Genomic DNA, 20,816 nt, shown 5'->3' with positions numbered 1-20,816 from the left:
CCTCTCGCGATTGCAGTGCGGCTCTCGGGACCGCCCTCGGGTGCTGACGAGTCTGGCGAGGCGACGTTTCGCGAGGGAGCACGAAGTGTTTCGCGGGTGTAACGCGTCGGGCTCCCGTGTGAACGGTGTGTTTCCGGATGCCGGAAGACGGGTCTGACAGCGCTGGTGGACGGCCGGGCGCGCTGGACGGGAGGCCCGTGGCGGACACTGCCACGTGCCTCCCGTCCGGCGGGCGGATCAGTCGGCCGCGCGGGACAGCGCGACCACGCGCGATGCGGCCCGCAGGTACTTCTTGCGGTAGCCGCCGTCGAGCATCGCCTGCGGGTAGACCTGGTCGAGGGGTGTGCCGGACGCGACGATGCGGACCTGGGCGTCGTAGAGCCGGTCCACGAGCGCCACCCACCGCAGTGCGTCGGTCTGGTCGGTGAAGGCCTGCACGCCGGTGAGCCCGACAGCATCGAGCCCGTCGACGAGGGCGACGTACTTCGACGGGTGCACGCTCGCCAGGTGCGCGACGACCGCGCGGAAGTCGTCGAGTGTCGTCGCCCCCTCCGGCAGGGCTCCGGCGACGTCGTCGACCGTACGGGCGGGCTCGTCGACCGCGCGGCGGCGGTAGTCGAGCCCGTCGATCCGCATCGTCTCGAACCGGTCGGACATCGCCTGGATCTCCCGCAGGAAGTCCTGCGCGGCGAACCGACCCTCGCCCAGTGCGCCGGGCGGGGTGTTCGACGTCGCTGCGAAGCGGGTGCCCGACTCGGAGAGCTCCTTGATGAGCCGCGTCATCACCATGGTGTCGCCCGGGTCGTCCAGCTCGAACTCGTCGATGCAGACCAGCGATGTGCCGCGGAGCAGGTCGACGGTGCCCTGGAACCCGAGCGCGCCGACGAGCGCGGTGTACTCGATGAACGTGCCGAACGTCTTGCGCGACGGCTCGGCGTGGTAGGCCGCGGCGAGCAGGTGCGTCTTGCCCACGCCGAACCCGCCGTCCAGGTACACACCCGAGCGCGCCGGCTGGACCGGTTCGCGGCGACGCCCGAACAACCCGCGCTTCGCCTGCTCAGGCCGTGTCGCGACGAACGCCTCGATCGCGTCGCGGACCGCTGCCTGCGACGGGTACTCCGGGTCCGGGCGGTAGCTGGCGAACGAGGCGTCGGCGAACTGCGGCGGCGGCACGAGCGCAGCGGCCATCTGCTGTGGCGTCACCTGCGGGTCACGGTCGACGAGGTGTGCAGGCAAGTGTGGCCCCTCCGGGAAGCATGTCGTGCGGTGTCACGTTGCAGGTGGCGGTCGGTACGTCCGCGTACCGTTGCCCGCGGGCACCGAGGACCGATCCTATGCCTCGTCCGCCCCGCTCGTCCCGCAGCCTGGAGGTACCCCCGATGACCGCACCGGTCGACCCGTCCGAGAAGTTCGCCGCCTACGCCCACCCCGAGCGCCTGGTGTCGACCGAGTGGCTCCAGGAGCAGCTCGACGCCGGTGCCGGCTCCCCCGACCTCGTGGTCGTCGAGTCCGACGAGGACGTCCTGCTCTACGAGACCGGACACGTCCCCGGCGCCGTGAAGATCGACTGGCACACCGACCTCAACGATCCCGTCCAGCGTGACTACATCGACGGCGAGGCCTTCGCCCGGCTCGTCGGCGGCAAGGGCATCGGCCGCGACACCACCGTCGTCATCTACGGCGACAAGAACAACTGGTGGGCCGCCTACGCCCTCTGGGTCTTCACGCTGTTCGGCCACGAGGACGTCCGCCTGCTCGACGGTGGCCGGGCGAAGTGGATCGCCGAGGACCGCGCGCTCACCACCGACCGCACCGAGGTCGCCCCGGTCGAGTACCCCGTGGTGGAGCGCCGCGACGAGCAGGTGCGCGCGTTCAAGGAGGACGTGCTCGAGCACCTCGGCAAGCCGCTCATCGACGTGCGCAGCGCACCGGAGTACTCCGGCGAGCGCACCACCGCGCCGGACTACCCGGAGGAGGGCGCCCTGCGCGCCGGCCACGTCCCCACCGCCGTGAACATCCCCTGGGCCACCGCTGCTGCCGCCGACGGCACGTTCAAGACCCGCGACGAGCTCGACGCCGTGTACCGCGAGAGCGCCGGCATCGGTGACGCCGACGAGGTCATCGCGTACTGCCGCATCGGCGAGCGCTCGAGCCACACGTGGTTCGTGCTGCAGCACCTGCTCGGCTACGACAACGTGCGCAACTACGACGGTTCGTGGACCGAGTGGGGCAGCGCTGTGCGCGTCCCGATCGCCACGGGCTCCGAGCCGGGTACCGTTCCTTCCCGATGACGGACGCAGCACTCCCCTTCTCCCTCGCCGAGATCCGCGACGACTTCCTCGAGCTCTCGCAGCAGGACCGGCTCCAGCTGCTCCTCGAGTTCTCCGACGAGCTCCCCGCGCTGCCCGAGCGGCTGCAGGGGCACGAGGACGAGCTCGAGCGGGTCGAGGAGTGCCAGTCCCCCGTGTTCATCAGCGTCACGGTGGGTGCCGAGGGTGATGCGCCGGACGTGGTGCGGATGCACGCGACGGCGCCCCGTGAGGCACCGACCACCCGCGGCTTCGCGTCGATCCTGGCGCAGGGGCTGTCCGGGCTGACCGCGACCGAGGTGCTGGCGGTGCCGGTCGACTACCCCCTGACGCTCGGACTCACCGAGGCGGTCAGTCCGCTGCGGATCCGGGGCATGGTCGGCATGCTCGGCCGGGTGCAGCGGCAGGTGCGGGCGGCCGTCGCGGCCTGACACGCATCCGGATGACGGACGGGAGGCACGGTGCTGGCTGGCACCGTGCCTCCCGTCCGTCGATTCGCGCGTACGCGACATTTTTCTCGCTGGTCATCCCCGCTCCTCCCGTGCCAGGATCGAGGAGTCATCGGGGGGAGACATCATGGCGAAGGTCCACGGCAACGATCCGACGGGGTACTCGTACGGAGACGCCGACGCGCTGAAGACCGCGGCGCGCAACCTGGCGTCCGCGATCGACGGACAGACTGCGACGCGCTCCGCTGCGGTGACCAACGCGGGGCGCGAGTTCCGCGGGTACTTCTCGCAGGTGTTCGCCGACAACGCCGGCATCGCCTCCCGGAGTGCGAGCAAGCTCTCGGAGGCACTGTCCTCCCTCGTCGGGTTCGTCGACGAGCTGCGCGAGGCAGCGAAGCAGGAGGACCGACGACGGGCCGACGCGAAGGCGTGGGAGGCTCGGAAGCGCGAGCGTGAGGAGAACTTCTTCGTCGGTGCCGCGCACGAGGTGTCGACGTGGTTCGGCGCCGAGGACGACCCGAAACCCCCGGAACCCGAGCCGGAGCCCCAGCTCCAGTCCGATGCCGTCTCGGTGCGCGGTCGCACGATCCCGGCGGGTGGTGGCGGCAGCGGGGGCACGTCGTCAGCGGTGCCGGCCGATCTCCGATCGTTCGCCTCGAGCACCCGTGGTGCCGACGACTCCCTGTCCGGCGCGGTGTCGTCGTTCCGCAACGCCCTGGCCGACTACGAGTCTGGGTGCAACCCGTGCTGGGGTACGTTGCATGCACAGTCCCTCGTGACGGCGGTGCAGGACTGGCTCACGGACAACGGTCACGATGCCGCGTGGGCCGACACGGTGGCGGCGCAGTTCGAGGCCGCTGGCGGTGGGTCCGGACCGACGACGCTCTCGGACGCCTCGATCGCGGCGGCGCTGGCGTCGGCCGGGGTGGCTGTCGGACGCGACGACTTCACGATCGGCCCGTTCTCCGCCATGGGGACACCACCCACCAACGGGTTCGCCGACGATCCGGTGAACACCGCGACGGGCAACTTCCTCGAGCCGGAGGACGACCTCACCTTCGGCGGCGCTGCAGCGTCCCTGCGGTTCTCGCGGATGTACAACTCGCTCGACACCCGAGTCGGGGCGTTCGGGGTCGGTTGGTCGTCGGTGCTCGACGTCCGGCTGGAGCTCGGCGACGAGCTGGCCTCGATCGTGCTGGAGGACGGGCGCCAGGTCGACTTCCCGCGCGAGGGCGACGGTTGGGGTCGCGGAGTCGGTCAGGACCTCTGGCTGCGTCGCGAGGACACCGCACTCGTCGTCACGGACAACAGCGGCGCCCGGTGGACGTTCTCACCCGCTGGCGTCTGGCTGCACACCGGACGGGGCCCGGGGAGCGACGTCTCGGTCCTCCGGGACGCTGACGACCGGATCACTCGACTCGAGCACGAACTCGGTCGTGCGCTCGACGTCGAGTACGACGGCGACCGCGTCGCGTCCGTGTCCGCGACCGACGGCCGACGGGTGGAGTACCACTACGACGATGCACGCCGCCTCGTCGCCGTGCAGGACGCCGTCGGCACGCGACGCTACCGCTGGAACGACGCAGACCTGATCGACCAGGTGACCGCCGCGACCGGCGTCGTCGAGTGCATCAACACGTACGACGACCGGGGCCGCGTTGTCGAACAGCGCACGCCGTTCGGACGGACCGTTCGGTTCTCGTACCTCCAGGGCAGGGTGACGTCCGTCTCGGACGCCGACGGAAGCGGTGCCAACACCTGGATCGCCGACCGGAGCGGTCGCGTGGTCGGGATCATCGACGCTGACGGGGCACGGCAGTCGATGTCCTACGACCGGCACGGACACCTGGTCTCCGTCACCGAGCGGGACGGGTCGGTGACGGTGCACGGGTACGACGACCGGGGACACCGCACGCGCACCGTGACCCCGGACGGCGCCGACGTGACGTACGCCCACGACGACCAGGACCGGACCACCACCGTGGTGACCGCCGACGGCGGGATCGTCGAGTACGAGTACCGCGGCGACGAACGCAACCCGTCCGTCGTCACCGACCCCGTCGGCGGACGGACACTCCTCGAGTGGCGTGCCGGGCAGCTGGCTCGCTGCACGGACCCGACCGGCGTGGTCGTCACCTTCCACCACGACGAGCACGGCGACCTCGTCGCCATCGAGGATGCCGACGGGGGGACAGCGCGCTTCGTCCGCGACGCAGCAGGGCGCGTCGTCGAGGCGGTCACCCCGCTCGGCGCCCGGACCTCGTACCGCTACGACGCCGCAGGTCTGCTGACCGCTCGCGAAGCTCCCGACGGTGGTGTGTGGCGGTTCGAGCACGATGATGCCGGGCGCGTGATCGCCACCACGGATCCGACGGGAGCCCGGACAGCGGTCGAGTACGGCGCGCACGGCGAGATCACCGCGACCACCGACCCGCTCGGGCGCCGGACCACCAAGCAGTTCGACGAGCTCGGCAACGTCTCCGCGCTCACCCTGCCCGACGGGGCGGAGTGGCGTTTCGTGCACGATGCACTCTCGCGGCTGCGCACCGTCGTCGATCCCGCGGGTGGTTCCTGGACGCGCGAGTACGACGCGATCGGCGCCGTCACCGCGACCCTGGATCCGACGGGTGTCCGCACCGCTGCCGACCGGAAGCGTGCCGACGGCACCACGACCGTCAGTTCAGCGTTCGAGGACGTCAGTGTCCGCACCGATGCGCTGGGTCGGCCGGTCAGCGTCCTGCAGAGCGACGGGTCCGCCACCGTGACCGTGCGCGACGCGGCTGGTCGGATCGTCGAGTCGCTGGACGGTGAGGGCGGGCTGACCCGCTTCGAGCGCGACCTCGCGGGCCGCGTCGTCGCCGTCACCACGCCCGCTGGACGGACGACGAGGTACACCTACGACCGGTGCGGCCGTCCGGCGACGGCCACAGACCCACTCGGTGGTCGGACGTCGCTCCGTTACGACGCCGACGGACGTGTCGTCGAGCGGACGGATGCGAACGGTGACGTCGAGCGCACCGAGTACGACGCAGTCGGTCGGGTCACCTCCGTCGACGTGCCGGCCCTCGGGATGGTCCGGTACCGCTACGACCGGGCGGGGCGCGTGGTCGAGGCACGTGACCCGCGGTTCGGTCGCCGCTCGTTCCGGTACGACGCCGCGGGGCAGCTGGTCGCGGCGACCAACGGGCTGGGCGGGGTGACGCGCTACGAGTACGACGATCGCGGGCGGCTCGTCCGCACCACCGATGCGCGCGGAGGAGTCACGACGCGGACCTACACCGAGCTCGACAAGGTCGCCAGCTCGACGGACCCCCTCGGCCGGACGACGAGCGCGACGTACGACGCTGCCGGTCGCCAGGTCTCCCAGACGGAGCCCGACGGCACCGTGCTCCGGTGGGAGTACGACGCAGCCGGTCGAGAGACGGCCCAGTACGTGGACGACGCGCTGGTCGGTCGCATCGAGCGCGATCCGCGCTCGCGAACCGTGACCATCTCCGACCACACCCGACCGGACGTCGCCAGTGCCCACGTGCTGGAGTACGACCGGCGGGGTCTCCTCGTCCGCCGTGTCACGGACGGTCGCGAGACGCGGTGGACGTACGACGCGGACGGCCTGCGGACCTCGGTGCACGCGCCGGACGGCTCCGTGACGCGCATCGAGCGTGATCCCGCGGGTCGGACGGGCACCGTCGAGCACACCGCGTTCGGCGCCGTCCATCACGAGTACGACGGCGCCGGACGACTCACGGCGGTGCGCACGGCAGGGACGAGCGACTCCTGGTCCCACGAACGCGGTTTCGTCGTCGGGCACACCAGCTCCGTTGGGGACTCGACGGCGACGTCACGGTTGACCCGTGATCGAGACGGTCGGCTCGTCCGGATCGAGCGACCGGGCACGACGACGGTCTACGAGCACGACGCAGCGATGCAACTCGTCCGTGCCGACACCGACGGAGTCGAGACAACGTGGTCCTACGACGTCGCCGGCCGAATCGTCGTCGAACACACCGACAACAGCACTCGCACGTTCGAGTACGACGATGCGGGCCAGCTCGTCGCGGTGACCGGGCCCGAGGGGAGGACCTCGCACGAGTACGACGCGCGCGGCCGGCGCGTGCGGAGCACCGCCCCGGACGGCACGGCGACGCGGTACTCGTGGGACGGGCGGGGGTGGCTCCGTCTGATCGCCTCGAGCTCGTCGAGCACGTCGACCCACGTGGATGCGCTCGGCGACCTCGTCGACGTCGACGGCGTCCGACTCGACTGGGACGCCGGCGCCGCCGTTCCCACCCTGCTGGCCGTCGACGACTCCCCCGTGCTCCGTACGCCCGTCGGACTGCTCGGCGGCTCGGAGAGTCCTGGCGCGACGGGCTGGCGGACGGCCCGCAGCACGCCCGAGGCCGATCCGTGGCAGCTCCTCGCTTCCGTCTCCGGCGATCCCGAGGGGGCACTGTCGTTCGGCGCGGACGGAACGCCCGTGGTGGCCGGACTCGAGTGGATGGGGGCGCGCGCCTACGACCCCGCAACCCGCGGATTCCTCTCGACCGACCCGATCACCGCACCAGCGGGGGCAGCCTGGGGCGCGAATCCGTACTCGTTCGCCGGCAACGACCCGCTCCACGCGGTCGATCCACTCGGCCTCGCGCCGATCACCGACGCCGAGCTCGAGGCGTACGCCGCCGCCGAGCAGGGGCCGCTGGCGCGGGCGGCAGCGGCGACCGGTGACTGGTTCAAGGACAACTGGGAGTACGTCGCCGGCGGAGCGATGGTCGTCGCGGGTGGTGCGCTCATGCTCACCGGCGTCGGCGGCCCGCTCGGAGGGATGCTGATCGGTGCCGGCGCGGACACGATCATCCAGAAGGCGACGACCGGCGAGGTCAACTGGGGGCAGGTCGCCGTCAGCGGGGCGTTCGGAATGGTCGGGGGCGGCCTCGGGGCCGCGGTCGGCAAGCACTTCGTCGGCAACGCCGTCGAGGGCGCGGTCGAGAACGTGGCGAACACGGTCGTCAGCGGCCAGCCGCTCACGCCCAGAGACCTTCTCGGTTCCGCCGCCGAAGGTGCCGCAGCGTCGGCCGCTACCGGTGGCATGTTGTCGAAGATCCACCTCCCGTCGGCGGTCAGTAGACTCGATGACCTCGCTCCGGCACCACCTGTCAACGTGCTTCCGTCGAGCAATCGGACATTCGTCGCTACCCCGGACGGCACGATCTTCGACATCCCGGGCGGGTGGAACATCGGCCCAGCCCGCAACGGCAAGGGACTGGTCGCTCAGGATCCCGTAACTGCAGCAAATCCCCTGGCGCACGACGACGCAGACATGGTGAGGATCATGGACCCGACCGAGCAGTATCCTGGCGGCTACTCCCGGTACAGCAATGCCCATGGCCAATGGCTCGATCCCAATACCGGTAAGCCAGGTTCGAAGCCTGCCAGCCACATCCCATGGGATCACGAAGGAGAGTACGCAGCATGGCCGAAGTGAGCGTCGAAGACGTCCCCCTCCGCTTGGCCGGAGAAACAGTCGATGCGATCTGGGTCGACCACATGCTCAGGCTCTTGTTCTCGAGCGGGGCAACTGTCGGTCTCGAATGCCCGTTCACATTCGGCGCGAGCGCAGACAGCAGCAATGTCTTCGACCCCGACGGAGACAAAGCGGCACTTGCTCCTCTCCTGCGCCTCCACACGGTGAGCGCGACCAAGGCATTCGTCAAGGGTTCGGTGTTGACCATCGAGTTCGCAGACGGAGCCTACCTCTCTGCCGGACCGGACCCCGCTTTCGAATCCTGGCACTACACCGGTCCGGAAACACCGCCGAACCGCATCATCATCATGCCTGGAGGGGACCCGGCCATCTGGCTTCAGGAGGCGGAGTGAGGGGGAGCGCTGACCCGACCAATCGGAGCGCCCCGTCAGAACCGCTCCGGATGCGGTCCCCGCGTACTGAACGATCGACCGCAGAACGCCTGATCGGCACCTCGACAGACTCGAGGAACACCACCTTCGGCCTCTCTGCGGACCGACCAGCAAGGGCAACCCGTGGGTTGCTCGAGAACAACCGACGCCGCGCTACCAGGCAGGAGGGGGAAATGTGTTGCGTGCTTCGAAGGACGTTGTGGGAGTCATGATCGGCGATGTGTTCAGCGTGAAGATCGACGACGATCGCGCCTATGTCGGTCAAGTTCTACATGTCGGCGAGGGGGCGGTGTTCGTCGTTGTCTTCGACCACCTCGTTCGGCATCCGGTCGCGATCCCCGATGCGCTCGCCGCGCTGATGCACCCGCCGATCGTGGCCAGTTGGACCTACGACGCGCGATTTCGGCCGGGAATGTGGGAGGTGGTCACTCAGGCGCAGACCGACAATCGGCGGTATCTGCCCGCTTCCACCTGGGGGCTGCCAGAAACCGGGGGCATCCGACTGACGAGCTTCGATGAGACGAGGACCCGCGCGGCGACCGCCGAAGAAGCCGCTACAATCGCTCCGAGAACGACGCGATCGCCCATGCTCATCGAGAAGTTCCTGATGATGGCTGCCGGCGTGGAACCCAGAAACCCCGCTCTCGAGAAAGTGCGCTGGGTGCCGATGCCGTCATCGTCGGAACTCTTCCCGGAATGAGTTCGGCTTGCACCGGGGCCAGCGTCAACGTCTCGCGATCGCCTCGCCAGTGGTACTGGAGAGGGCTGTCGAGGCTCACCACAGCATCGGTCGCTTGCTGTTGAACAATGCGAGGAACGTCTCCGACGTGTCCATCGGAGACCTGTTCACCATTCCCGTCGACGACCAGCGCCGCTCGGTCGGCCAAGTCGTAGGCGAGTACAGATCTGCTCTCTACGTCATCATCTTCGACCGGATCTTCGGAGCTGACCAGGACCCGTCGCTCCAACTCGAGGATCTAACGGGGTCGCAACCGCTGTTCGCCCGGCTGATCTTCGACTCCCGGTTTCGACCAGGAATGTGGGAGATCATCGGACACGCTGCTGCCGACTCTGAGCGGTACCTCTCTGCCTTCACCTACGGGGCTGCAGAACTCGATGGCGTCAAGATCACGGATTTCAGCGGCTCCAAGGTCCGGCGCGCTACAGGACCCGAGTCGAAGGAGGTTCCCCGTCGCGCGATCGACTCGCCACTGATCTTGGAGAAAGCCATCCAGGCTCATCATGGCATCGGTCGCTGGCTTCCGGCTTTCGAAGAAGTTCGTTACCGACCGGGGATTGCGTCGGCGGAGCTGTTCGATTGATCGTGCATCTCGGCATCAGACCGGAGTTCTGACATGCAAGAAGTGTTCTTCCTCTCGTCCATAGACAGCCTGCGGTTCTCGTCCGTCTTCCGGTGCGAGGTGGTACGACCGACGAACCTCCCGAACGGTCTCCATGCGCTGATGGTGAGCTGCGATCCACCCGGTGGGGGCCCTGCCATCTGGCTTCACCACCCAGAGACCGAAAGCGGCCTCCTGTCCTTCCGGACACGGCCGTCGGACGAACACCTGCTCCCCGCCTTCCACGACGTCTTCACATCGCTGACCGTCCCACCGCTTCGGTGGCTCGTCACCGATCTCGACATCGTCATGCGCGCGGGAACGACCGTGAACGTGCACGAGTGGGACCGTCGTCTCAGAGCATCACCGCCACCTGGCCTGTGGTTCTCACACGACGAGATGCTGACGCTCGTCCGCGACAACGACCAGCTGATCGACGGCGAGTTCTTCGGCGTCCCGTTCGGCGCCGCGGCTGACCCCGCCCAGGCGGTCCTCCGCATCGACTTCTTCGACAGCGGCGAGGCCACCGTGGTCCTCGATCCCTCGGTCATCGGCGTCTCGGAAGCGTTCGATCGGCTGTTCGGTCCGGAGGTCGCGGTGCCCTCGATCGGCACTCGAGACGATGACCTCGCGGCGTACCGCGTCCAGTCGCTCCTGCTCGCCTTCCTCGACACGCTTCCCGCGCCGGGAACGGCGGAGCTCCGCCAGCAGGCCGAGGCGGTGCGGGCCGTCCACGAGACAGCTCCGCGGATCTGGGACGTCGTGCTCGCGGAGACACCCCGAACCGACTTCCCCGACGGTCCCCTCCCGGGATCACTGGCCTACCGCACCGACCAGGCACCGCTCGCGGGTGAGGTCCTCGTGTGGATGCTCGACGGCCGGATCGACTCCGTCGAGCTCCCGTGGTTCACGACGGAGATGCCGGCCGAACTCCCCCGGCCGGACCAGCTCATCCGCGCCGCGGACGAGGGCGACGGAGGTCACGGTGTTCGGTAGACGGCACGGCCACGCCCGACACGCGCCGGCTGCTCCCCGCATCCTCGTCGAGGCATGACGTGACGACCTCCGGCACGAGCGTGCCACTGCTCCGTCTGACCCTCCACAGACGCCTCGACGTCCCCGACCGCGCCCACGAGATCCTGGCCGCTCTGCCGGACGACACCGATGTGGTCGCCTACGACGCCCCCGCCGCTGCGCTCGCCCAAGCACTCCGCCGGAGCAGACGAGCGGGGACGCCCCGCGACGATGCCCTCGTGACGCCCCTCGACGAGCTCGGGCACGACCCGGTGCTGGTCCGGCAGGTCGACCTCGGCAACGAGCTCCTCACGGTCCTGCACCGGTCGTCGGACGGAGCGTTCCTGTCCGCCGCGGTCACCGAGCGTGACGCCGCGATCGAGACCATCAGCGCCGCTGAACTCGCGACGCTGCTCGCCGCGACCGCGGCACCCGGCGCGGACCGGGCCCTCGAACTCGTCCGACTCCTCGCGCCCGACGACCGCGTCAGACTCTTCGAGCAGGGCGCTCGATCGACCGCGGAGACGTTCGCGACCAAGTACGGTCTGGCCGCCGAGGGGGGTTTCACGGTCCTCGACCTCAAGTCCTTCGTCGCCGCAGTGGCCCGCTTCGGCGTTGACGACCTCCCCTTCTGTGCGCTCGACGCTCCCGGTGCGGTGGTGACCGTGGCGTTCACGCCGGACGGCACCGCGGTCCTCGCGACGACGATCGCGCGACGGCCCCCGGACGACCAGGACGAAGACCGACCCTGACCCGTGACGGACGGGAGGCACGGTGCCAGCTGGCACCGTGCCTCCCGTCCGACCGTCGCTCGCGTCTACCGCGCGCTGGTCGCGTCCGTCGGCTGTACCACCTCGGTGAGCCACGCGAGGATCCGCGCGTCGAACCAGTCGGCGTCGTGGTTCCAGAGCTTGGTGTGCCGCGCGGTCGTCTGCACCTCGAGCCGCACGATGTCGGGCCGGATGCGCGCCAGCTCGTGCGACGCCGACGACGGCACGAACCCGTCGTCGTCGCTGTGCAGGATGAGGATCGGCACCGACAGCTCGTCGGCCCGGGCGACCATGTCGAGCTCCCGGAGGTCCACCGGGTGGTGCAGCCCGGCGACGTGGTGCAGCACCGGCGTGCGGAGGATGCGCTGCGCGACCTTGCGCACCGGGCGCGGGAGCTTCAGGACCCGGCTCTGCGACTTGAGCACCGCGTGCCAGTCGACGACCGGCGACTCGAGCACGATCCCGTCGACGAGGCCGGCGAAGCGTGACCGCACGAGCGTCTGCAGGACGACCGCGCCGCCCATCGACCAGCCCATGAGCACGACGCTCCGCGCCTGCTGCGCGGCGAGCCAGCGGAGGACGCCGTCGACGTCCTCCCACTCGGTGCTGCCGAGTCCGTAGCGACCGTCGTCGCTGCGCGGGGCGACGCCGTCGTTCCGCCACGACGCGAGCACGACCGAGTACCCGGCGGCACGGAAGACCGGGACGGCGCGGATCGTCTCGGCGCGGGTGACCCCACGGCCGTGCACGAGCACCGCCCAGGGCGCGTCTGGGTCGTCGGCGCGGACGACCCACGCCGGTGCGGGGCCGTTCGGGGTCGGGATGTCGACGTCCTCGACCGGGACGTCGAGCTCGCCGGGGGTCAGGTAGAACCAGCCGCCCCAGCGTCCGCGTCGGGCTGCGGTCGGGTCGCCGGCGTCGATCGCGATGATTCGCCGGGTGACGGTCGTGTCGGTGGTGCCGAGCACCTCGCCGATGCGCATGTGCCCGGTCCCGCCGCCGAACCAGAGGCTGTAGCGGCCCTGCAGCTCGGTGTCGGCCGTGCGTTCGAGGGTGACGGTCATCCGACCGGGGTCGACGGCGTGGATCGGCACGCGCTCGACGCGCTTCCGGTCGGGCGTGACGACCGCTCGGGCGACGGCGGCGACGAAGCCGCCGATCACCGCGGTGGTCACCGCCGCGGCGGCGATGCCCGCGCCGAGGGCGACGAACCCGGCCGATCGTGCGGTCTCCTGGACGACGTCCTCGGCGGGTCGCGCTGATCGGGACATGGTCCGGAGCCTAGTCTGCAAGCGTGTCCGAATCCCGAGAGCCCGAGGCCTTCGAACGCCTGCGCGCGTTCGTCGCATCGGGCCGGACCCGCACCGAGACCACCGTCACCGAGATCCCCTCGCCGTCGCGGATCGCGCCGTTCTCGATCGCCCTCGCGGCGGACGTGTCGGGCGCCGTGCACGGCATTGACTCCGACCTCGGGACCGGCCGCTTCATCGCGCTGTACGACCCCGCAGAACCCGAGGGGTGGGGCGGCGCGTTCCGCGTCGTGACGTTCGCGCAGGCGCCGCTCGAACCGGAGATCGGCGTCGACGAGTTCGTCGCCGACGTCACCTGGAGCTGGCTCGTCGACGCGCTCGCGGCCCACGGGGCGACCTACGACCGGGCGTCGGGCACGGCGACCAAGATCATCTCGCGCGGCTACGGCGACCTCGCAGCCCAGGGCGACGGCGCACAGCTCGAGCTCCGGGCCTCGTGGACGCCCCGCGACGAGGACCTGACCGCGCACGTCGAAGCATGGGAGGAGATCGTCGCGATGCTCGCGGGGCTCCCGCCGGCGTCCGACGGCGTGACCCTGCTGGCTCCGAGGAGGACCACGAAGTGACCGACCCCGCCAGCCCGGCCGACCCCGCCGGCCCGGCCGACCCCGCGTTCGAGGACGCGCACGCCACCGTCCGCGTGATCGAGGACCGCGACGAGTACCTGCAGGCGGTCGCCGCGATCGCCGCCGGACACGGCCCGGTCGCGGTCGACGCCGAGCGCGCGAGCGGCTACCGGTACTCGCAGCGGGCGTACCTGATCCAGGTCTTCCGCCGCGGCGCCGGGGCGTTCCTGTTCGACCCGATCCCGATCGGCGACTTCGCGGAGCTGCAGGAGGCGATCGTCGACGAGGAGTGGCTCTTCCACGCCGCCTCGCAGGACCTGCCGTGCCTGCAGGAGGTCGGCCTCGTCCCGACCCGCATCTTCGACACCGAACTGGGTGCCCGGATCGCCGGGTTCCCCCGGGTCGGCCTCGGCGCGGTCGTCGAGCAGCTCCTCGGCATCACGCTCGCCAAGGCGCACTCCGCCGCCGACTGGTCGACGCGTCCGCTCCCCCAGGCGTGGCTCGTCTACGCCGCGCTCGACGTCGAACTGCTCCCGGACCTGCGCGACGCCCTCGCCGCGGTGCTCGACGCCGCCGGCAAGTCCCGGATCGCCGCCGAGGAGTTCGCCGCCGTCCTGACTCGGGCCCCGAAGCCCCCGAAGGCCGAGCCGTGGCGTCGCCTGTCCGGCATGCACGCGCTCCGCGGCGCGCGTGCACTCGCGATCGCCCGGTCGCTCTGGACCGCCCGCGACGCCTACGCCCGCGAGGTCGACACCGCCCCGGGGCGCATCATCCCGGACTCGGCGATCGTGGCGGCCGCCGCGGCGAACCCGACCTCGAAGTCCGAGCTGAGCGCCGTGAAGGCCTTCACCGGCCGCGCGAGCCGCTCCGAGCTCGACCGCTGGTGGGCCGCCGTCGAGGAGGGACGCACGACCGACGACCTGCCGAAGCTCCGCGGCACCGGCGAGGCCACGCTCCCGCCACCCCGCGCCTGGGCGGACCGCAACCCCGACGCGGACCGCCGTTACAAGGCCGCACGGGCCGCCGTCGTCGCGCGCGCCGAGGAACTCGACGTGCCCGTCGAGAACCTGCTCACCCCGGAGACCCTGCGGGTGGTGTCCTGGGAGCCGCCGACGCCGATCGCGACCGAGACCGTCGGCGCTGCCCTGGCTTCCCACGACGCCCGCCCCTGGCAGGTCGAGGAGACGGCGTCGATCATCGCGGACGCCTTTGTCGAGGCCGCACAGCAGCCTGCTGCCGAGCGCAACACCGGCTCGTAGGAACACCCCAACCGGCATGCGTCCGCCCAGGCTGCGGGCATAGCGTCGGTACCGTCGCCGGGCTCGGCCCGGCCGGTCGGGGCGGAACGTGCCCCGACTCGATCGAAGAGGATCTGGAGGCCCGGATTGCCCAAGGCATCAGACGTCGTGTTCGTGGACGGTGTGCGCACACCGTTCGGACGAGCCGGTGAGAAGGGGGTGTTCTGGAAGACCCGCGCCGACGACCTCGCGGTCCACGCGATGCGCGGTCTGCTCGACCGGAACAGCCAGCTCGACGGCGCGGCGGTCGACGACGTCGCCGTGGCCGCCACCACCCAGCAGGGCGACCAGGGCCTGACCCTCGGCCGCACGGTCGGCATGCTGGCCGGTCTGCCGAAGTCGGTCCCCGGCTACGCGATCGACCGGATGTGCGCCGGCGCGATGACGAGCGTCACCACGCTGGCCGGCGCGATCGCCTTCGGCGCCGCCGACGTCGCCATCGCCGGTGGGGTCGAGCACATGGGTCGCCACCCGATGGGCTTCGGCGCCGACGTGAACCCGCGGTTCGTCGCGGAGCGCATGGTCGCGACCGACGCACTCGTCATGGGCAGCACCGCCGAGCGACTGCACGACCGCTTCCCCGCCATCACGAAGGACCGCACCGACGCCTTCGCCGTCCAGTCGCAGCAGCGCTACGCCGCCGCGTGGGCGGCCGGCAAGCTGCAGCCCGACGTGATCCCGGTCGAGGTGAACACCGGCGAGGGCTGGGACATCGTCACGACGGACGAGCCGCCGCGTCCGGGTACCACCCTGGAGGCCCTGGCTGCGCTGCGCACGCCGTTCCGGCCCCACGGACGGGTCACCGCCGGCAACGCGGCCGGTCTCAACGACGGCGCCACCATGAGCCTGCTCGCGTCCGAGGACGGCGCGAAGCAGCACGGTCTGCCGACGAAGATGCGCATGGTCTCGTTCGCATTCGCGGGCGTCGAGCCCGAGGTGATGGGCGTCGGTCCCGTGCCCGCGACCGACAAGGCGCTCCGCAAGGCGGGCCTGACGATCGACGACATCGGCCTGTTCGAGATCAACGAGGCGTTCGCCGTCCAGGTGCTCGCGTTCCTCGACAACTACGGCATCGCCCAGGACTCCCCGAACGTGAACGCCTGGGGCGGCGCGATCGCCGTCGGGCACCCGCTCGCGTCGAGCGGTGTCCGCCTGATGAACCAGCTCGCCGCGCAGTTCGCCGAGCGACCGGACGTCCGGTACGGCATCACGACGATGTGCATCGGCCTGGGCCAGGGCGGCACCGTCATCTGGGAGAACCCGAACTTCAGCAAGAGCGCGGCACGGAAGGCGGCCTGACGATGACCACCACCCCGATCGACCAGCTGACCGAGCTCAGTGCCGACGAGGTCGTCACCCACTCGTACGTCAAGCACGTGCCGCTGCCGTCCGGCGGCACGCTCGCACTCGTCACGCTCGACAACGGCAAGGACTACAAGCGTCCATCGACCCTCGGCCCGCGCACCATGCGCGAGCTGTCCGACGTGCTCGACACCCTGCGTGCCGAGGCTGCCGCCGGGAGCATCCAAGCGGTCGCGATCACCGGCAAGGAGTACTGCTTCGCCGCCGGCGCCGACCTGTCGCAGGCGGCGGCACTGCCCTCGCGCGAGGTCGCTCACGAACTCGGAGCGCTGGGCCACGCCACGCTCCGCAAGCTCACCGACCTCGGTGTGCCGTCGTTCGCGTTCGTGAACGGCATCGCGCTCGGTGGTGGGCTCGAGATCGCCCTGCACTGCACCTACCGGGTGTTCTCGTCAGCGGCACAGGGCATCGGCCTGCCCGAGGTCTTCCTCGGCATCATCCCCGGCTGGGGTGGCGCCACGCTGCTCCCTCGTCTGATCGGGCCCGAGAAGGCCCTCCGCGTCATCGTGGAGAACCCGCTGAAGAACAACCGGCTCATGGACGGCCCGGCCGCCGTCGAGCTCGGCATCGGCGACGCGCTCATCCCGTCGGTGACGTTCCTGCCGTCCGCGGTCGCCTGGGCGGACGGCGTCGTGGCCGGCCGCACGAAGGTGGTCCGCAAGAACGAGCCGGGCATGCTCGAGAAGGCCGCCTGGGGCACCGTCGTCAAGGTGGCGCGACAGCAGGTCGCCTCGAAGATCGGCACCGTCCCGAAGTCGCCGTTCCGAGCGCTCGACCTGGTCGCCGCCGCGAAGTCGGGGTCGCTCGAGGAGCGTTTCGCCGGCGAGGACGACGCCCTGGCCGACCTGCTCGCCGGTGACCAGTTCGCCGCGTCGATGTACGCGTTCGACCTCGTGCAGAAGCGCGCGAAGAAGCCCGTCGGCGCTCCCGAGGGCGTCGAGGCGAAGAAGATCACGAAGGTCGGCGTCCTCGGTGCCGGGCTCATGGCGTCCCAGTTCGCGCTGCTGTTCGCCCGACGGCTCGGGGTCCCGGTCGTCATCACCGACGTCGACCAGTCGCGGGTCGACGCCGGCGTCGAGCGCATCCGGTCCTCGGTCGACGAGCTGCTCGCCAAGAAGCGGGTCTCCCCGGACGACGCGAACCGCATCAAGGCACTCGTGAGCGGTTCGGTGTCGTACGACGCGTTCGCGGACGCCGACTGGGTCATCGAGGCCGTCTTCGAGGAGATGAGCGTCAAGCAGGACGTGTTCCGGAAGATCGAGCAGGTCATCGCGCCCGACGCGATCCTGGCGACCAACACCTCGTCGCTGTCGGTCGACGAGATGGCGTCGGTGCTCGAGCACCCGGAGCGCCTCGTCGGCTTCCACTTCTTCAACCCGGTCGCCGTGATGCCCCTGCTCGAGGTGGTCCGCGCTGCGAAGACCTCGGACGAGGCCCTCGCCACGGCCCTCGCCGTCGCGAAGACCCTGAAGAAGACCGCGATCATCACGGCCGACCAGCCGGGCTTCGTCGTCAACCGGGTGCTCGCCCGGGTGCTCGGCGAGGCGATGCGCGGCGTCGAGGAGGGCACTCCCTTCGAGACCGTCGCCGAGGGTGCGGCACCGCTCGGTCTGCCGATGTCACCGTTCGAGCTGCTCGAGCTCGTCGGCCTGCCCGTCGGCGCACACGTGCTCGACTCCCACCACGCCGCGTGGCCCGAGCGCTTCTACCCCGGTGACGGCCTGAAGCGGATCGCGGAGCACGGGACGATCCTGACCCGCGACAAGAAGGGCAACGCGACCGGGTACGACGCCGCCGCCGTGAAGCTCGTCGCGCCGTCCAAGAAGGATGCGCAGCCGGTCGATGCGGCCACGATGCAGCAGCGGTTCGAGGACGCCCTGGCCGACGAGGTGCACCGCATGCTCGAGGACCGCGTGGTCGAGCACGTCGAGGAGATCGACCTCGGGCTGATCCTCGGCGCGGGCTACCCGTTCCAGGCCGGCGGCATCAGCCCCTACCTCGACCGTTCGGGTGCGTCCGAGCGTGTCTTCGCCGGCACGTTCCACGACCCGGCGATCGTCGGCCCCGCCTCACGCTGACCGTCGGCTGAGCAAGGCCCCGCGCGAGGTCACCGTCCCGACCACGGAACCGACATCGAACCAGGCACGCAGCCTGGCTCGATGTCGGTTCCCTGCTTCGACACCGACACCGACACGGCGCGCACCCGCCAGGCGAGGACGCAGGTCCGCAGCGTCCTCGAGCTGCTCGAGGAGTTCCAGGTCGTCGAGACCGAGGACGACACCGCGACCTTGCCGTTGCGCGTGACGGCGATCCGCTCGTGCCCGAACGTCGCCCGGCCCATGACAGCGGCGAGGTCTGCGCGGAACTCCCTCGTCGACACCGATTCGAAGATGCTGTTCATGTGTGCGCAGTCCCAACTCCGTACGCAGCCGGCCAGGGTCAGCGGTCCGCCGACTCCCGCGTCCGCGCCGGCTTCGCCTGGGGCAGCTTGGTGCCGACCACCTGGTCGATGACGTCGCGGGCGATCGCCTGGGCCGTCAGCCCCACGTCGGCCAGGATCTGCGACCGCGACGCGTGGTCGATGAACGCGTCGGGCAGCCCGAGCTCGTTCACCCCGGTGTCGACCCCGGCGGCGCGCAGGTCCTGCCGCAGCCGGGTCCCGACACCGCCCACGCGCACGCCGTCCTCGATCGTGATGACGAGGCGGTGGTCGCGCGACAGCTCGATGAGCGACGACGGGATCGGCACGACCCACCGCGGGTCGACCACCGTCGCACCGATGCCCTGGGCTTCGAGCAGCGCCGCCGCCTCGAGCGCGACGGGCACCATCGACCCGACGGCGACGAACAGGACGTCTGGCTCCTGGTCCGACGACGGGGAACGCAGCACGTCCACCCCGTCGGACAGCCGCCGCTCGGCGGCGATGTCCGGCCCGACCGACCCCTTCGACCAGCGCAGCACCGTCGGGGCGTCGTCGACGGCGACGGCCTCGCGGAACTCCTCGCGGAGGGTCGCGGCGTCACGCGGTGCGGCGATCCGGATCCCCGGTACGACCTGCAGCAGCGCGAGGTCCCACATGCCGTGGTGTGATGGCCCGTCGGGCCCGGTGATGCCCGCGCGGTCGAGCACGAAGGTCACGCCCGCCCGGTGCAGGGCGACGTCCATCAGCACCTGGTCGAACGCCCGGTTCAGGAAGGTCGCGTAGAGCGCCACGACGGGGTGCAGGCCGCCGTACGCCAGCCCCGCGGCGGTCGTCACCGCGTGCTGCTCCGCGATGCCGACATCGATCACCCGATCTGGGTGCTGCTCCTGGAACAGGTGGAGCCCGGTCGGCCGGAGCATCGCGGCGGTGATCGCCACGATGCGCTCGTCGTCGGCACCGACCGACGCCAGCGTCGACGCGAACACCGACGTCCACGACGGTCCGGCGGAGACGTCGAGCGACTCCCCCGTCTCCGGGTCGATGTGTCCGACGGCGTGGAACTGGTCCGCCTGGTCGCGGAGCGCCGGCTCGAAGCCGTGGCCCTTCTCGGTGATCGCGTGCACGATCGTCGGCGCGCCGTACGCCTTCGCCTGCCGGAGCGCCGCCTCCATCGCCCGCTGGTCGTGCCCGTTCACCGGGCCGATGTACTTGATGTCGAGGTTCGAGTACAGCGCCTCGTTGTTCGTGAACCGCGACAGGAAGCCGTGGAGGCCCCCGCGCACACCGCGGTAGAACGCACGCCCAGGTGCGCCGAACCGGGAGGCGACGGCCTGCGACTTCTCGAACAGCGCCCGGTACTCGCGGCGGGTCCGGACGGAGCTGAGGAAGCGCGCCATGCCCCCGATCGTCGGTGCGTACGACCGGCCGTTGTCGTTGACGACGATGACGAGCCGGCGGTCGTTGCTGTCCGAGATGTTGTTGAGCGCCTCCCACGTCATCCCGCCCGTGAGCGCGCCGTCCCCGACGACCGCGACGACGGTGCGGTCGTCCTGCCCGGTCTGCCGGAAGGCGCGGGAGATCCCGTCCGCCCAGGACAGCGACGAGGACGCGTGCGAGGACTCGACGATGTCGTGCTCCGACTCGCTCCGCTGCGGGTACCCGGCCAGGCCGCCGCGCTCACGCAGCCCCGAGAAGTCCTGTCGTCCGGTGACGAGCTTGTGCACGTACGACTGGTGCCCGGTGTCGAACACGAAGGGGTCGTGTGGCGAGTCGAACACGCGGTGCATCGCGAGCGTCAGCTCGACGACCCCGAGGTTCGGCCCGAGGTGCCCGCCGGTCTTCGCGACCTCGGCGACCAGGAACCGACGGATCTCGGCGGCCAGTTCCGTCATCTGCGCGTCCGACAGACGCGTGAGGTCGCGCGGCGACGTGATGCTGCTCAGCAGGCTCACGGGCGCTCCTTTCGTGGGGCAGGTCCCCACACTATCCGCGCAACCGGGACACGGACGGGAGGCGCGGTGCCAGCTGGCACCGCGCCTCCCGTCCGTGTCGTGGTCGTGTCA

Annotated in this window: 16 protein-coding genes; 12 read left to right on the top strand and 4 right to left on the bottom strand. The window is 70.6% G+C overall.

What is annotated here, in order from left to right; all coding sequences use genetic code 11:
• Nucleotides 1-237: 237 nt before the first annotated feature.
• Nucleotides 238-1,188 carry a cell division protein ZapE gene (gene zapE / locus DEJ22_RS07065; protein ID WP_111226385.1) on the bottom strand — a complete coding sequence of 317 codons (951 nt, stop codon included), beginning with the start codon at nucleotides 1,186-1,188 and terminating at the stop codon, nucleotides 238-240.
• A 191-nt stretch (nucleotides 1,189-1,379) separates the two neighbouring features.
• On the opposite strand from zapE, the gene DEJ22_RS07060 reads away from it, so the two are divergent.
• The 8 genes from DEJ22_RS07060 (at nucleotide 1,380) to DEJ22_RS07025 (ending at nucleotide 11,777) form a co-directional block, all read left to right on the top strand.
• The gene (locus DEJ22_RS07060) at nucleotides 1,380-2,291 is read left to right on the top strand and encodes a sulfurtransferase (RefSeq protein WP_111225952.1); all 912 of its coding nucleotides are present in this window, start codon (nucleotides 1,380-1,382) and stop codon (nucleotides 2,289-2,291) included.
• Nucleotides 2,288-2,740 carry a SufE family protein gene (locus tag DEJ22_RS07055; protein WP_111225951.1) on the top strand — a complete coding sequence of 151 codons (453 nt, stop codon included), beginning with the start codon at nucleotides 2,288-2,290 and terminating at the stop codon, nucleotides 2,738-2,740. Before DEJ22_RS07060 ends, DEJ22_RS07055 begins: the two co-directional genes overlap by 4 nt.
• 145 nt (nucleotides 2,741-2,885) lie before the next feature.
• Nucleotides 2,886-8,240 (top strand): DUF6531 domain-containing protein, encoded by a 5,355-nt coding sequence (locus DEJ22_RS07050; RefSeq protein ID WP_111225950.1) that lies wholly within the window; start codon nucleotides 2,886-2,888, stop codon nucleotides 8,238-8,240.
• Nucleotides 8,228-8,632, top strand: coding sequence for a DUF6188 family protein (locus DEJ22_RS07045; RefSeq protein ID WP_111225949.1), 405 nt, complete (start codon nucleotides 8,228-8,230; stop codon nucleotides 8,630-8,632). The genes DEJ22_RS07050 and DEJ22_RS07045 overlap by 13 nt, the downstream gene beginning before the upstream one ends.
• 268 nt (nucleotides 8,633-8,900) lie before the next feature.
• The gene (locus tag DEJ22_RS07040) at nucleotides 8,901-9,371 is read left to right on the top strand and encodes a hypothetical protein (protein WP_146241660.1); all 471 of its coding nucleotides are present in this window, start codon (nucleotides 8,901-8,903) and stop codon (nucleotides 9,369-9,371) included.
• A gap of 7 nt (nucleotides 9,372-9,378) precedes the next feature.
• The gene (locus DEJ22_RS07035; protein ID WP_284174813.1) at nucleotides 9,379-9,993 is read left to right on the top strand and encodes an Imm26 family immunity protein; all 615 of its coding nucleotides are present in this window, start codon (nucleotides 9,379-9,381) and stop codon (nucleotides 9,991-9,993) included.
• 417 nt (nucleotides 9,994-10,410) lie between these two features.
• Entirely contained in the window at nucleotides 10,411-11,007 is a 597-nt protein-coding gene (locus DEJ22_RS07030) for a hypothetical protein (protein WP_111225946.1), read from the top strand.
• A 59-nt stretch (nucleotides 11,008-11,066) separates the two neighbouring features.
• The gene (locus DEJ22_RS07025; protein ID WP_111225945.1) at nucleotides 11,067-11,777 is read left to right on the top strand and encodes a hypothetical protein; all 711 of its coding nucleotides are present in this window, start codon (nucleotides 11,067-11,069) and stop codon (nucleotides 11,775-11,777) included.
• A gap of 65 nt (nucleotides 11,778-11,842) precedes the next feature.
• On the opposite strand, the gene DEJ22_RS07020 is transcribed toward DEJ22_RS07025, so the two are convergent.
• Nucleotides 11,843-13,066: an alpha/beta fold hydrolase gene (locus tag DEJ22_RS07020; RefSeq protein WP_181430649.1), complete on the bottom strand. Its 1,224-nt coding sequence runs from the start codon at nucleotides 13,064-13,066 to the stop codon at nucleotides 11,843-11,845.
• A gap of 23 nt (nucleotides 13,067-13,089) precedes the next feature.
• On the opposite strand from DEJ22_RS07020, the gene DEJ22_RS07015 reads away from it, so the two are divergent.
• The 4 genes from DEJ22_RS07015 (at nucleotide 13,090) to DEJ22_RS07000 (ending at nucleotide 18,409) form a co-directional block, all read left to right on the top strand.
• Nucleotides 13,090-13,671: a DUF3000 domain-containing protein gene (locus tag DEJ22_RS07015; protein WP_111225943.1), complete on the top strand. Its 582-nt coding sequence runs from the start codon at nucleotides 13,090-13,092 to the stop codon at nucleotides 13,669-13,671.
• Entirely contained in the window at nucleotides 13,668-14,930 is a 1,263-nt protein-coding gene (locus DEJ22_RS07010) for an HRDC domain-containing protein (RefSeq protein ID WP_502862470.1), read from the top strand. Before DEJ22_RS07015 ends, DEJ22_RS07010 begins: the two co-directional genes overlap by 4 nt.
• 126 nt (nucleotides 14,931-15,056) lie before the next feature.
• Nucleotides 15,057-16,268, top strand: a complete 1,212-nt coding sequence (locus DEJ22_RS07005) for a thiolase family protein (RefSeq protein ID WP_111225941.1) — start codon at nucleotides 15,057-15,059, stop codon at nucleotides 16,266-16,268.
• 2 nt (nucleotides 16,269-16,270) lie between these two features.
• Complete coding sequence (locus tag DEJ22_RS07000; protein WP_111225940.1) at nucleotides 16,271-18,409, top strand: 3-hydroxyacyl-CoA dehydrogenase NAD-binding domain-containing protein; 2,139 nt, start codon at nucleotides 16,271-16,273, stop codon at nucleotides 18,407-18,409.
• Between the two features lie 29 nt (nucleotides 18,410-18,438).
• On the opposite strand, the gene DEJ22_RS06995 is transcribed toward DEJ22_RS07000, so the two are convergent.
• Both DEJ22_RS06995 and dxs read right to left on the bottom strand, forming a co-directional pair.
• The gene (locus tag DEJ22_RS06995; protein ID WP_111225939.1) at nucleotides 18,439-18,732 is read right to left on the bottom strand and encodes a type II toxin-antitoxin system Phd/YefM family antitoxin; all 294 of its coding nucleotides are present in this window, start codon (nucleotides 18,730-18,732) and stop codon (nucleotides 18,439-18,441) included.
• 38 nt (nucleotides 18,733-18,770) lie between these two features.
• On the bottom strand, nucleotides 18,771-20,705 hold the full coding sequence (gene dxs / locus DEJ22_RS06990; RefSeq protein ID WP_111225938.1) for a 1-deoxy-D-xylulose-5-phosphate synthase: 1,935 nt from the start codon (nucleotides 20,703-20,705) through the stop codon (nucleotides 18,771-18,773).
• Nucleotides 20,706-20,816: the final 111 nt, after the last annotated feature.

It is taken from the genome of Curtobacterium sp. MCSS17_007, from assembly GCF_003234175.2.
Lineage (GTDB): Bacteria > Actinomycetota > Actinomycetes > Actinomycetales > Microbacteriaceae > Curtobacterium.
This window is presented reverse-complemented; position numbering and strand designations above follow the sequence as displayed.